Here is a 13,238-nt window from a genome sequence, read left to right as displayed (position 1 = left end):
TTTGTACATTTGCTACATGTCTGATAAATTACTCCAATACATTAACAACCCAACCGATTTAAGAAAATTGGAAACCGCGCAATTGCCTCAATTGGCAAAAGAATTGCGTGATTTTATTATTGATGTAGTTTCTGTAAAAGAAGGGCATTTGGGCGCAAGTTTAGGTGTGGTAGAATTAACTATTGCCTTGCATTATGTATTCAACACCCCCGAAGATTTGTTGGTTTGGGATGTAGGACACCAAGCGTATGGGCACAAAATTCTTACCGAAAGAAAAGATAAATTTCATACTAACAGACAACTTGGTGGTATTTCAGGATTTCCGAAACGCAGCGAAAGTAATTACGATACTTTTGGTGTGGGCCACTCCTCTACTTCTATTTCGGCAGCACTTGGAATGGCAATTGCCTCCCAACTTAAAGGCGAAAATAAACACCATATTGCAGTAATTGGAGATGCTTCCATAGCAAGTGGAATGGCCTTTGAGGGCTTAAATCATGCCGGAGTTACCGATGCTAATTTATTGGTTATTTTAAATGATAATGCCATAGGAATTGACCCGAGTGTGGGTGCCTTAAAACAGTATTTGACTTCGGTTAAGGAAGGAAAAAATCCGAAGCAAAACAACATGATTAAGTCGTTAAATTTTGATTATTCGGGGCCAATAGACGGACATGATTTACCCAAGTTAATATCAGAATTAGAACGATTAAAAAAAGTAAAAGGTCCTAAGTTTCTTCATATCTTAACTACCAAAGGTAAAGGCTTACAACAAGCAGAAGAAGACCAAGTAAAATACCACGCTCCCGGAAAATTTGACAAAACAACTGGTGAAATCCATCCCAAATCGGAAGAAAATTTACCTTTAAAATTTCAAGATGTATTTGGCTTGACTTTAGTTGAATTGGCTGCAGCCAATGAAAAAATAATTGGAATCACGCCTGCCATGCCAAGTGGAAGTTCTTTAAAATACATGATGGATGCCTTTCCTGAAAGAGCCTTTGATGTGGGAATTGCCGAGCAACATGCGGTGACACTTTCTGCAGGAATGGCAACGCAGGGAATGGTAGTTTTTTGTAATATCTATTCTACCTTTTTACAACGCGCCTACGATCAGGTGATTCACGATGTAGCGCTACAAAATTTACCCGTAATTTTTTGTTTGGACCGAGCCGGATTGGTTGGAGAAGACGGAGCAACGCACCATGGCGTTTTTGATTTGGCTTATTTACGCTGTATCCCGAATCTAATTATTTATGCTCCTAAAGATGAAATCGATTTAAGAAATATTCTTTATACCGCGTCGTTAGGATTGGATCATCCGATTGCCATTCGTTATCCTCGTGGCCGTGGAAAATATCCAAATTCAGAAGTTCAAATTTTGAAAAAGCCATTTGAAAAAATAGAAATAGGGAAAGCTCATTTGCTGAAAAGCGGTTCTAAAACGGCCGTTTTATCAACTGGTTTTATTGGAAATAATGTGACTTTGGCTTTGCAAAAAATTTCAAATGCTACTGCAGCACATTATGATTTTGGATTTGTAAAACCATTAGACGAAAGTCTCTTACATGAAATTTTTACTTCTTTTGAAACTATTATTACTCTTGAAGATGGCGCTGTAAAAGGCGGCTTTGGAAGTACCATAATTGAATTTGCTACTCAAAATAAGTATACCAATAAAATTAAAACGCTTGGGGTTCCCGATTCTTTTATAGAACATGGCACCATTGAAGAGCTTCAAAAAATTTGTGGTATTGATGTAGATGCAGTAGTTCAAATTCTTTCTTAAAAATATAAAAAAGAAGAAAATTAGGAAGTAATTTTAAATTGTCAGGTTATTAGTTTTATTTAAATTAGCAAAAATTAGCTTCCATGCAACTAAGTTATTGGGAAATAAAAAATTGGTTTTCTAATGTTGATTTCACTATTGTGGGCAGCGGAATTGTAGGATTGCATTGCGCAATAGAATTGCGTGAACGATTTCCAGAGAGTAAAATACTGATCCTCGAAAAGGGAATTTTACCACAAGGAGCCAGTACAAAAAATGCAGGATTCGCCTGTTTTGGAAGTTTGTCTGAACTAATAGACGACCTAAAAACGCACTCCGAAGAAGAAGTCATTCAGTTAGTGCAAAAACGCTGGACCGGCTTGCAACTGCTTCGCAAAAGACTTGGCGATGCCGTGCTTGATTTCAAACCATACGGAGGTTATGAATTATTTCTTCAAGATGACGATGCAACTTACAGCGAATGTTTGCAGAAAATGCCTTTTTTAAATGAAATATTAAAGCCGCTATTTAAAGCCGATGTATTTTCAAAAGAGGTTGATCGATTTGCCTTTGCAAACATAAAAGAATACTCGTTTTTCAATCCGTTTGAAGCACAAATAGACACCGGAAACATGATGCAAGCTTTACTTAAAGAAGCAACTTCGAAAGATATTTTAATTTTGAATCAAGCAGAAGTTTCCTCCTATACAGACAAAAATGATTCGGTAGAATTGGTTGTAAACGACTACTCTTTCAATACTAAAAAATTGCTTTTTGCTACCAATGGTTTTGCCTCGCAACTTACAAATAATGAAGTGAAACCCGCTCGTGCACAAGTTTTAATTACGGAGCCTATTGCCAATTTAGACATCAAAGGTACCTTTCATTTAGATAAAGGATATTATTATTTTAGAAATTTTGAAGATCGTATTCTACTGGGAGGCGGCAGAAATTTAGATTTTGAAGGAGAAACCACCACCAATTTATCGCAGACAGAAAAAATTCAGAATAAATTGGAAGACTTATTAAAAAATGTAATTTTACCAAACCAAGAGTTTCAAATTGCACACCGTTGGAGTGGCATTATGGGCATTGGAGCACACAAAAATCCGATTGTTTCTCAACTATCCAATAATGTATATTGTGGAGTTCGATTAGGTGGAATGGGTGTTGCAATAGGAAGTTTAATAGGAAAAGAACTAGCAGATTTAGTATAAATGGCAGCAAAAAAAGACAATTCCAATTCAACCTTTTTTCAAAAACTAAAAACATTTCTTTGGAAAGCAATGCTTTGGTTTTTTGGAATATCCTTGTTTTTAGTAATCCTCTTTAAATGGGTACCGGTGCCATTTACACCATTAATGGTAACGCGAGCGTTGGAACAAAAATTTGCAGGAAAAGAAATGACATGCAGTCATACTTGGGTGCCACTTGAAGAGGTTTCAACCAACATGCAAAAAGCGGTAATTGCAAGTGAAGACGGAACTTTTTTAACTCATTACGGATTTGATTTTAAAGCCATGCAAAAAGCATTTAGAAATAACGAAAGAGGCCGAAAACTAAAAGGTGGCAGTACTATATCCCAACAAACGGCGAAAAATGTGTTTTTGTGGCAAGGACGAAGTTATGTAAGAAAAGGACTAGAAGCCTATTTCACAATATTAATTGAAATCGTTTGGGGAAAAGAACGCATTATGGAAGTGTACCTCAACTCGATAGAAATGGGAGAAGGGGTTTATGGAGTGGAAGCAGCATCCGAATATTGGTACAATACCAAAGCCGACAATTTAACCAAAATGCAATCAGCAGGAATTGCAGCAATTCTTCCCAATCCTAGAAAATACAAAGCGTCCAATTCTTCTTCTTACATTGAAAAAAGAAAAAGAAAAATTGTAAGAGTTATGAATCATATTGGTAAATTAGAATACTAAAAAAAACTTCCGATAATGGAAGCTTTTTAATTTATTGAAATAACGATTTATAATGTGTCCAATATTTATAAATTAAAATTCCATTTAAAACAGTCACTAATAGTGCTCCTCCGATACCATTTACATCTAAAAACAAATGAAATAATAGAATGTTAATTGATATTGGCGCTAATAAAGTTAAAGCAAAAGCAACCCACTTTTTCATAAGAAGTAAGGCTCCAATAACGATTTCTAATACTCCAACTATTTTAAGCACATAACCGGTTGCACCTAATGAGGTCATAAAATTGTTTGCATGTTCAGGCAATTCTGGCAAAGGAATAAAGCCAAAAAACTTATTAGCTCCAAAAACTAGAAGTATAATTCCTAATAGTATTCTAACAATTTTTGTAAACATTGAATTCATAAATATTTATTTTATTGGTTAGTAATATGGTAAAAATATAATTAATTTTTTATATAATAAATATTTTAAAACTTAATTTTTTAAACATTTCTGTATTTGATTTGTTTTTATTATCTTCATTGTAACTTTTTGTTTAAATAATTATCTAATAGTAATAATCTTAAAAATTGAAATTATGCAAGCTCACGAAATAGATTACCAAATTTTTGGTGAAGAAATGCAATATGTAGAAATAGAGCTTGATCCTCAAGAAATTGTCGTTGCAGAAGCTGGAAGTTTTATGATGATGGACAACGGAATCAAGATGGAAACTATCTTTGGCGATGGCTCAGGCCAAGATCAAGGTGGCGTTTTTGGGAAATTACTTTCTGCAGGAAAAAGAGTTTTGACCGGCGAAAGCCTTTTTATGACGGCCTATTTAAATCAGAATAATACCAAGAGTAAAGTTTGTTTTGCTTCTCCTTATCCCGGAAAAATCGTTCCGATAGATTTACGTCAATTTCAAGGAAAATTCATTTGTCAAAAAGATGCTTTTTTGTGTGCAGCAAAAGGTGTTTCTGTTGGAATTGAATTTTCTAAAAAACTAGGTCGAGGTCTTTTTGGCGGTGAAGGTTTTATTATGCAAAAACTAGAAGGAGACGGAATGGCTTTTGTACATTCAGGCGGAACTTTAGCTAAAAGAGAATTATCAGCTGGAGAAGTTTTAAAAGTTGATACAGGTTGCATAGTAGGATTTACAAAAGATGTGGACTACGACATTGAATTTATTGGCGGAATTAAAAATACAATTTTCGGAGGAGAAGGAATGTTTTACGCAACACTTCGCGGACCTGGAACAGTTTATGTTCAATCATTGCCTTTTAGTCGTCTTGCCGATAGAATTATTGCTTCAGCTCCGAGAGCTGGCGGAAGTTCTAAAGAAGAAGGAAGTCTTCTTGGTGGAATTGGGAGATTATTAGACGGTGATAATAGATTTTAAAAAACAAAAAGGTTATTCTAAATCAAAGAATAACCTTTTTAAATTAAATTGGTTTATTATTAGTTAACAACTAAAGGATATTTAACTTGTGCATCTGTTGATCCTCCTGCATTTGCTATATTACCTGTTGAAACTCCAGCAGCAGATTTATTCGGCAAATGTCTAAGTGTTACCGTAAGATCACCTGTTGCAGCAGAAGCAGTAACCAAAGTAAAATCTAGTCCTATAGGTTTACCATTTGCATCAGTATCAGTATAGGTAAAAGTACCAATTGATGCAGGTGCTTGATAAAAAATTTGGTGATCTACACCTTCTTCTTCTACTTCAGTTGTAATATCATCAGCTGGATTTACTGTTTCATTCAAGAAAGCAACTGAACCTGTATAGGTAGTTCCGGCTGTTAAATTTCCTGAAACGAATACAACTGGAGGATTTGGTCCGTCACCACCATCTAAATCTGTAGATAATAGTGTTATTGTTTGACCACCTCCAACTAATGTTGTTCTAACAGTTGTAATTACCTCCTCTTCATTTATAGGAGCTGATGTATCATCATCGCTACAAGAAATTAATGCAACTGCAAAAAGAGATAAGAATAGTTTATTTGTAAATTTAAATGTTTTCATTTTTTTAATATTTTAGAAATTAATTTTTACTTGAATTTGAATGTTTCTACCTAAATCATCGGCATAGAAACGTTGTCTGTTTAAATAGTCTCTGTATTTAGTATTAAATATATTAAATACCGAAAGACCTATGGTTGTAAACGAATTTTTAGATGTTTTAAAATTAACATCAGAAGAAAAATGCAAAAGATTATAGGCTTGAGGCGGTGAACTGATATCTATTTCAACTGGCACTAAATTTCCATCAACAACAATATTTGAAATAAAGTTATTATTTGGAAATTGATTTTGTCTGAAAACTATTTCACTTTGTAATTCTAACTTTAGATTACTCCATTCTTTTTTGTTAAATTGAACACGATTATTAATATTTAATGGAGGCATATCTATTAGTGATTCATTATTTGTTATGTCTGCTCCATTAACAAAAGATATCATCAATTTATGTTGAAAGTATTTAGTTATTTTCCATTGTGAATTAAAATCTACACCTGTTAAAACAGCATTGGTTTGGTTGAATTCCCAAACCGGAAAAGCACCGCGAATAGTTGTTTCAAAACCAACTGGTTTTAAAAAAATAAAATCTTCAATGTAATTAAGGAATGGTCCAATATTTACAGCTAAATTATTCCACTTTTTCTGAAGTGAAGTACTGATTTTATTTGACTTTTCACTAACGATTCTTAAATCTCCCAATTCAATCATGCCACTAGAATGATGCAAACCATCGCTGAAAAATTCTGATGGATTAGGATTTCTAACTGCACGACTAAGATTGAAATACAAATCATAATCTGAACCAAATGAATATTGTGCTCCCAAACTAGCTGAAAGATTATGAAACAAAAATTGTGGCTTAGTCAACCATTGATTTCCAAAATCACCTATAATAAAATCATTATAATCTGGACTATAATTTCTTTCATCCCATCTTGATTTCAAATAAAATTTTGTCGCTTGAATTGATGAAAAATCATAACGTGCACCAAACTCAACAGAAAAATCACTAGAAAAATGATAATCAACAATTCCATAAACTGCAGCATCAACCTTGTCATAAGTTGGAATTAAAGGCCTAACACCTGTATTTGGACTAGCCGTATTATTTTGAAACGAACTTGAAACTCCAAGTTTATAATCCCAATCTCCATTTACAAGTTTGTAATCAGCATTAAAGGTGTGTGTAATTAAATTCAAATCAAGAGCTGGTCTTGAATCTTGAATTCCGGTTCTCAAATCAAACTCTTTTCGATTATTAAATTGAAAAGAATATTGCAAACCCAGAACTTCATTATCATTAAAATTGAAATTATAATTCAATTTAGCTAAATGATGCATCACTTTTTGCTTTGGATTTTTAATTGAATAATCAAAATCATTCACGATGTAAGGTATGCTATTATTAATTGAATTAAATAAATCATTTACATTACCAATATGTGATGCACTCAAAATTCCTATTGTAGCATTATACAAACTATAAAAAGCAGAAAAATCATATTTCTTTCCGATGTATTTTATATCACCAGAAAAATTGGCTTCTCTATTTCCTGTATTTGATAAATTATAACTTGGAGATTGTCTATCTCCATAATATTTAAAGCTACCTTGAACGTTCCAACTCCAATCACAAAAATTACCTTTATGCAAACTAGTTGAAATTGTTCCACCTCTACCATTACTCTCCAAAGTGGTTAATGCTTTTCCAAATAGCGTGTCCTTCTTAATACTAATCGGCTCGATAACAACAATTCCTCCAATAGCATCACCGCCATATTGTAGTCCAGATGCGCCTTTTAAAACTGTAATTTTTCCTGCCGAATTTATATCAAAATTTGGAGCGTGTTCAACACCCCATTGTTGATCTTCTATTTTTACATTATTGTTATAAATTGGAACACGACTACTATGCAATCCATTAATAACAGGTTTTGCTATAGTACTACCACTTTTCAAAATTGAAACTCCTGAAACTTCTTTCAAAGCATTAGCCAAAGACTGACTACTATACTTTTCTATTACTGTCTCCTTAATTTTTTGCTCAGACACGGTATTGTTGTAATAATTATCTTTGTGTTTTATTACAATTTCATTCAAACGCTCCGCTTTTTGCCTTAATTTAAAATTAATGACTTGATTTTGAGTTACAGTAATGATAGTATCAATAGATTGATAACCCACATAACTTATTAAAAATTTTGTAGGACCAAATGGAATGTCGTTTATTGAATAAACTCCATTTCTATTACTAACAGTTGATTTAGAAGAAATATGAATATGACTTTTTTCAAGCGGTTTTTCATTTTCATCTACTATTTTTCCACTTACTGTGTTTTGACCGTAATTAGATGCAAGACACAATAAGCAAAAAAACATTATGATTTTTTGCATTTATTTTTCTTTGAATTGTTTACGTTAAATTAAAACGAAATAAACAATTAAAGTGGAGGTCCTCGAAGTGAATAAATACATCCTGAGAAAAAAGAAATATTTTCAGTTGAATGAAAAAACGTTACTTTTTTAAAAAAAGAATGGGTTTTTAAAAAATAATCCTCAAGTATTATTTGAGAACAAGAGCTCAAAGTAAACTCACAAACAAAACAATGGTCTGAATCGTGGTGACTGTGGCCAATTTCTGTTTTGTTTGCAGCATATTTGTGGTGACACTGCTTCTCTGAAAAAGCACGAGTGATATGATCATAAGAATGCACGGATTGCAGCGTTATTGCGAACACTATTGCCAACCCAAAAATCATACTTATTAGCGCATACTTACTTTTCATCGATACAAATATAAATCAAAAAAAGAAAAAAACAGTCATTAATAAAGCACTATACCAATTGATGTGCCACTAAATACTCCGCTATTTGAATGGTGTTCGTAGCAGCTCCTTTTCTTAAATTATCCGAAACAATCCACATATTTAAAGAATTGGCTTGGCTTTCATCTCTACGGATTCTACCTACAAATACGGCATCTTTACCTTGGGCAAATAAAGGCATTGGATAGGAAAAAGCATCCAAATCATCTTGCACAACTACACCATCGGTTTGTTGTAATATCGAACGAATGTCGTTTACTTCGTAGTCGTTTTCAAACTCAATATTTACCGCCTCACTGTGTCCGCCTACAATTGGCACACGAACCGCGGTAGCCGTAACTGCAATCGAATTATCGCTTAATATTTTCTTGGTTTCTTTCACCAATTTCATCTCTTCTTTGGTGTAACCATTCGCCTCAAAACTATCACATTGCGGAATCGCATTGCGGTGAATTGGGTATTTATAGGCCATTTCGCCTTGCACTCCAGCGTATTCATTTTCTAGTTGCTGCACTGCTTTTACTCCCGTGCCGGTGATCGATTGATAGGTAGAAACAATAACGCGTTTGATTTTATATTTCGCATGCAAAGGAGCCAATACCAATACCATTTGAATGGTAGAACAGTTTGGATTTGCAATAATTTTGTCGTCTTTAGTTAATTGAGAGGCGTTGATTTCGGGAACGATTAATTTTTTGGTTGCATCCATTCTCCAAGCCGAGGAGTTGTCGATAACGGTAGTTCCCGCTTCCGCAAATTTTGGAGCCCAAGCTAAAGAAGTTTCTCCACCAGCTGAAAACAAAGCAATATCGGGACGCATAGCGACCGCCGTTTCAAGGCCTACCACTTTATATTTGGCTCCTTTCCACTCGATTTCTTTTCCCACCGATTTCTCGGATGCCACCGGAATTAACTCGGTAACCGGAAAATTTCTTTCTGCTAAAACTTGAAGCATTACTTCACCAACCATACCGGTAGCGCCAACAACTGCAACTCTCATATTATTTGAATTATATTAAAGACTTATTTCAAAAAACAAAAGTAAACAGAAATTTGCTTTTTGTTTTAGTTTTGAAATAAAATTTAGTAGTAAAATAAAAAATAAAACGGCCTCCAATTGGAGGCCGTTTTTAGTAGGTTTTATTTAGGTAGTAGCTTTATTATTTTTTTAATAAATCTCTAATTTGGGTAAGCAATTCTTCTTGTGAAGGTCCTGCAGCAGCAGCAACTTCTGGTTTTTTCATTTTGTTGTACGATTTAACGATGAGAAACATCACAAATCCAACCACTAATAAACTAATAATAGTGTTAATCCATTTACCAAGGGCAATCACATTTGCAGGAATTACAGTGCCATCAGCTTTTTTGCTGGCTTCATCTAGCGTGTAAGCCATAGACGAAAAGTCCATTCCGCCAGAAAAATGACCTACAACCGGCATGATAATGTCACCAACAAATCCAATGACAACCGCACCAATCGCTCCCGCCATGATAACAGCAACTGCAAATTCTACAACATTGCCCGTCATGATAAAATTCTTGAATTCTTTTAACATAATTCTTTTTTTATTTGGTTAATACTATGTGTAACTCAAATATAAAAAAAATTGAATCAATAAATGAAATTTGTAATTATTCTCGACAAAATACCCTTTTTACCCTTTGAGAGATACTTGTCATGATTTCGTAGGGTATCGTAGTTAGTTGATTTGCCATAAAAGACACACTAAGGTTTTCTCCAAATAGGATCACTTCGGCTCCTTCTTTACAATCAATTTCCGAAACATCAACCATGAGCATGTCCATACAAATGCTGCCCACAATAGGTGCTTTTTTGTTTTTAATAAGCACATAACCCACTCCATTACCCCAATGGCGTGAAATTCCGTCAGCATAACCTATCGGAATCGTGGCAATTTTAGTTGGCTTGTCTGCGATAAATCTTCGGCTGTAGCCCACGCTTTCTCCGGCTTGGATGGTTCTTATTTGGGAAATAATAGATTTTAGAGTTCCTACATTTTCCAATAATTTTTGTTCGTCTTCGTCGTTAGAAACTCCGTAAAGTCCTATTCCTAAACGAACCATATCCAATTGCGCTTGTGGAAAATTAGAAATTCCAGAAGTATTTAAAGTATGTAGAATTGGTTTTATGTTTAATTCTTCACTAATAGCAGAAGCTAATTTTTCAAATAATTTAATTTGCGAAAGCGTAAAATCAATATGTTTCATGTCGTCACTTGCGGCCAAGTGCGATAAAATACTTTTCACCTCAACGGTGTTATTGTCTTTTAATTTCGAAATTAACTCCGGTACATTTTCTTCTTCAAATCCCAATCGGTGCATTCCGGTATCCAATTTTATATGAATTGGAAATTTCTTTAGTTTCTTTTGTTCGGCAAGTTTTAAAAAAGCCGTTAACCCTTTAATAGAATAAATTTCGGGCTCTAGTTGGTGCTGAATGATCGCCGAAAAACTTGTGCTTTCGGGATTCATTACCATAATTGGCAAACTGATTCCTGCCGTTCTCAGTGCAATTCCTTCATCGGCGAAAGCCACACCAAGATAATCTACCTTGTGGTGTGATAACAATTTGGCAATTTCAAATCCGCCGTTTCCGTAACCAAAAGCTTTAACCATAACCATTAATTTGGTTTCTGGATTTAATTTAGATTTATAAAAATTCAAATTATGACTGATGGCATTCAGATTAATTTCAAGAACCGTTTCGTGCGTTTTCTCTTCGAGATAAGAAACGATTTCTTCAAATGAAAAGTGACGTGCTCCTTTAATTAATATAGTTTCGTTTTCAAAAGGAATTGTTTCAATTGCGGCTAGAAATTTCTCAGTTGATTCGAAAGCGAGGCAATTTGGAAACTTACTTTTATATCCCGAAATAGTTTTCCCGATGGCAATCACTCGGTTAATTTTATTAGAAACAATTAAATGAGAAACTCTTGAATACAATTCTTCGGTAACCAATCCGCTTTGAAAAATATCCGATAAAATAAGTGTCTTCTTTTTGAATTGCTTTTGACTTTCTAGGAAATCCAAGGCTATTTTTAACGATTGGAAATCCGAGCTGTAACTGTCGTCGATAAGAGTTGTATTGTTGCTCCCGTTTTTTACTTTCAATCGCATTTCAACCGGATACAATTGCAACATGCGCTGCTGAATGATATCTTGATCGTAATTGAAATACAACAGCACCATCAAACATTGCAATGCATTTTCTATAGAAGCTTGATCTGCAAACGGAATGGTAATCGTAAAACACAGTTTTTTATACGTTATTTTAAGTTCCGTTTTGTCGGGACTTTCTTTGGCAATTACAAAAACATCGGCTTTGCCATCATCGGAGCTCCAAGTGAATGTTTTTATTTTGGGATTTAGAAAGGCTTCAATCGTGCGGTTTTTGTTCATAATTAGAACATCAACCGAACTAAATAGTTTTAATTTTTCTTTTATTTTTTCTCCTGCATCATGGAACCCTTCGTCGTGAGCCGAACCAATATTTGAAAATATTCCGACAGTTGGTTTTATAATTCGTTGCAGGTTTACCATTTCATTGGTAGTAGAAATTCCGGCTTCAAAAATTCCGAGATTGTGCTTTTCGTTAATTCCCAATACCGAAAGTGGCACCCCAACTTGTGAGTTGTAACTTTTAGGGGAACGAATAATATTATAATCAGGACTTAATAAGAAATTCAACCATTCTTTAATGATGGTTTTTCCGTTACTTCCTGTAATTCCAATAACCGGAAAATCAAAATCACTACGATAGGCAGCTGCAAAAGATTGCAAAGCCTGAAGCGTATTTTCAACCACTAAAAAATTGGCTTTCCCTTGAAGATTAGAAGGAATGTAAGTCACCACAAAATTGGTAACTCCCTGCTCAAGCAATTCGGCTACATAATGATGCCCGTCGTGATTTGGTCCTAGCAAAGCAAAATATAAGGTGCTGCCGCTGTTTTGCAACGACCGACTATCTATAGAAATAGAATCAATAATTGCCACTTCGTTTTTACCAATAAATTTGGCTTTAAGAATTGGAATGATATTTCGAATGGATAGCGTCAAATTCTATTTTTTTATTCTCCAGATAATTGCTCCGGATCGTTAACTTCCATATTATCGCGCATGGCTCTAAAATAGGCCCCGCGACTTAATGGTTCGTATTCTTCGGTTTCACCCAAAAGTACTAGATTATTGCTGTCGGATTTTCTAAAACTATAATTTGCTAAATTTCCGGTGCGGGTACAAACGGCATGCACTTTAGTAACATATTCGGCTGTTGCCATTAATGCAGGCATTGGCCCAAAAGGGTTTCCTTTAAAATCCATATCCAATCCCGCTACGATTACACGCACACCAGAATTGGCTAAATCATTGCAAATTTTTACAATTTCATCGTCAAAAAACTGTGCTTCGTCAATACCGACCACATCACAACCTTGCGCCAAAATTGCAATATTGGCAGCTGCAGGAACTGGAGTGGAACGAATCTCATTTTTATTGTGTGAAACTACCATTTCTTCATCGTAACGAACATCAATAGATGGTTTAAATATTTCTACTTTTTGTTGGGCAAATTGCGCTCTGCGCAACCTGCGGATGAGTTCTTCGGTCTTTCCCGAAAACATAGAACCACAGATAACTTCTATCCAGCCAAATTGTTCTTTATGATTTACGGTATTTTCTAGAAACAT

The 13,238-nt window shown here is 34.5% G+C and carries 12 protein-coding genes; 4 read left to right on the top strand and 8 right to left on the bottom strand.

What is annotated here, in order from left to right; all coding sequences use genetic code 11:
- Nucleotides 1-16: 16 nt before the first annotated feature.
- From ABWO08_RS00320 to mtgA, 3 genes are all read left to right on the top strand, one after another.
- Nucleotides 17-1,789, top strand: a complete 1,773-nt coding sequence (locus ABWO08_RS00320; protein ID WP_353082853.1) for a 1-deoxy-D-xylulose-5-phosphate synthase — start codon at nt 17-19, stop codon at nt 1,787-1,789.
- 83 nt (nt 1,790-1,872) lie between these two features.
- Nucleotides 1,873-2,985: an NAD(P)/FAD-dependent oxidoreductase gene (locus tag ABWO08_RS00315; protein ID WP_353082851.1), complete on the top strand. Its 1,113-nt coding sequence runs from the start codon at nt 1,873-1,875 to the stop codon at nt 2,983-2,985.
- Entirely contained in the window at nt 2,986-3,699 is a 714-nt protein-coding gene (gene mtgA, locus ABWO08_RS00310) for a monofunctional biosynthetic peptidoglycan transglycosylase (RefSeq protein WP_353082849.1), read from the top strand. It begins immediately after the preceding gene.
- Between the two features lie 31 nt (nt 3,700-3,730).
- Here mtgA and ABWO08_RS00305 read toward each other — a convergent pair whose 3' ends face one another.
- Nucleotides 3,731-4,105 (bottom strand): DoxX family membrane protein, encoded by a 375-nt coding sequence (locus ABWO08_RS00305; RefSeq protein ID WP_353082847.1) that lies wholly within the window; start codon nt 4,103-4,105, stop codon nt 3,731-3,733.
- 175 nt (nt 4,106-4,280) lie between these two features.
- On the opposite strand from ABWO08_RS00305, the gene ABWO08_RS00300 reads away from it, so the two are divergent.
- A complete protein-coding gene (locus ABWO08_RS00300) occupies nt 4,281-5,084 on the top strand; it encodes a TIGR00266 family protein (RefSeq protein ID WP_353082845.1) in 804 nt (267 codons plus the stop codon).
- 59 nt (nt 5,085-5,143) lie between these two features.
- On the opposite strand, the gene ABWO08_RS00295 is transcribed toward ABWO08_RS00300, so the two are convergent.
- The 7 genes from ABWO08_RS00295 to ABWO08_RS00265 form a co-directional block, all read right to left on the bottom strand.
- Nucleotides 5,144-5,710 (bottom strand): type 1 periplasmic binding fold superfamily protein, encoded by a 567-nt coding sequence (locus ABWO08_RS00295; protein WP_353082844.1) that lies wholly within the window; start codon nt 5,708-5,710, stop codon nt 5,144-5,146.
- A 12-nt stretch (nt 5,711-5,722) separates the two neighbouring features.
- Nucleotides 5,723-8,101 carry a TonB-dependent receptor gene (locus ABWO08_RS00290; RefSeq protein WP_353082842.1) on the bottom strand — a complete coding sequence of 793 codons (2,379 nt, stop codon included), beginning with the start codon at nt 8,099-8,101 and terminating at the stop codon, nt 5,723-5,725.
- 47 nt (nt 8,102-8,148) lie between these two features.
- Nucleotides 8,149-8,493: a hypothetical protein gene (locus ABWO08_RS00285; RefSeq protein WP_353082840.1), complete on the bottom strand. Its 345-nt coding sequence runs from the start codon at nt 8,491-8,493 to the stop codon at nt 8,149-8,151.
- 49 nt (nt 8,494-8,542) lie between these two features.
- Nucleotides 8,543-9,532: an aspartate-semialdehyde dehydrogenase gene (locus ABWO08_RS00280; protein WP_353082838.1), complete on the bottom strand. Its 990-nt coding sequence runs from the start codon at nt 9,530-9,532 to the stop codon at nt 8,543-8,545.
- Nucleotides 9,533-9,692: 160 nt separating this feature from the next.
- Complete coding sequence (gene mscL, locus ABWO08_RS00275; RefSeq protein ID WP_353082836.1) at nt 9,693-10,088, bottom strand: large conductance mechanosensitive channel protein MscL; 396 nt, start codon at nt 10,086-10,088, stop codon at nt 9,693-9,695.
- A gap of 76 nt (nt 10,089-10,164) precedes the next feature.
- A complete protein-coding gene (locus tag ABWO08_RS00270; RefSeq protein WP_353082834.1) occupies nt 10,165-12,609 on the bottom strand; it encodes a bifunctional UDP-N-acetylmuramoyl-tripeptide:D-alanyl-D-alanine ligase/alanine racemase in 2,445 nt (814 codons plus the stop codon).
- 11 nt (nt 12,610-12,620) lie between these two features.
- Nucleotides 12,621-13,238: a thymidine kinase gene (locus tag ABWO08_RS00265; protein ID WP_353082832.1), complete on the bottom strand. Its 618-nt coding sequence runs from the start codon at nt 13,236-13,238 to the stop codon at nt 12,621-12,623.

This window comes from Flavobacterium sp. (genome assembly GCF_040383245.1).
Classification (GTDB): Bacteria; Bacteroidota; Bacteroidia; order Flavobacteriales; family Flavobacteriaceae; genus Flavobacterium.
Note: the sequence above shows the minus strand (reverse complement) of the source record. Positions and strands in the feature narration are given on the sequence as shown.

Coding starts and splice junctions, on each gene's coding strand:
- mscL (WP_353082836.1), bottom strand. CDS start 10,088: ATGTTAAAAGAATTCAAGAATTTTATCATGACGGGCAATGTTGTAGAA.
- ABWO08_RS00315 (WP_353082851.1), top strand. CDS start 1,873: ATGCAACTAAGTTATTGGGAAATAAAAAATTGGTTTTCTAATGTTGAT.
- ABWO08_RS00285 (WP_353082840.1), bottom strand. CDS start 8,493: ATGAAAAGTAAGTATGCGCTAATAAGTATGATTTTTGGGTTGGCAATA.
- mtgA (WP_353082849.1), top strand. CDS start 2,986: ATGGCAGCAAAAAAAGACAATTCCAATTCAACCTTTTTTCAAAAACTA.
- ABWO08_RS00290 (WP_353082842.1), bottom strand. CDS start 8,101: ATGCAAAAAATCATAATGTTTTTTTGCTTATTGTGTCTTGCATCTAAT.
- ABWO08_RS00295 (WP_353082844.1), bottom strand. CDS start 5,710: ATGAAAACATTTAAATTTACAAATAAACTATTCTTATCTCTTTTTGCA.
- ABWO08_RS00320 (WP_353082853.1), top strand. CDS start 17: ATGTCTGATAAATTACTCCAATACATTAACAACCCAACCGATTTAAGA.
- ABWO08_RS00265 (WP_353082832.1), bottom strand. CDS start 13,238: ATGTTTCTAGAAAATACCGTAAATCATAAAGAACAATTTGGCTGGATA.
- ABWO08_RS00305 (WP_353082847.1), bottom strand. CDS start 4,105: ATGAATTCAATGTTTACAAAAATTGTTAGAATACTATTAGGAATTATA.
- ABWO08_RS00300 (WP_353082845.1), top strand. CDS start 4,281: ATGCAAGCTCACGAAATAGATTACCAAATTTTTGGTGAAGAAATGCAA.
- ABWO08_RS00280 (WP_353082838.1), bottom strand. CDS start 9,532: ATGAGAGTTGCAGTTGTTGGCGCTACCGGTATGGTTGGTGAAGTAATG.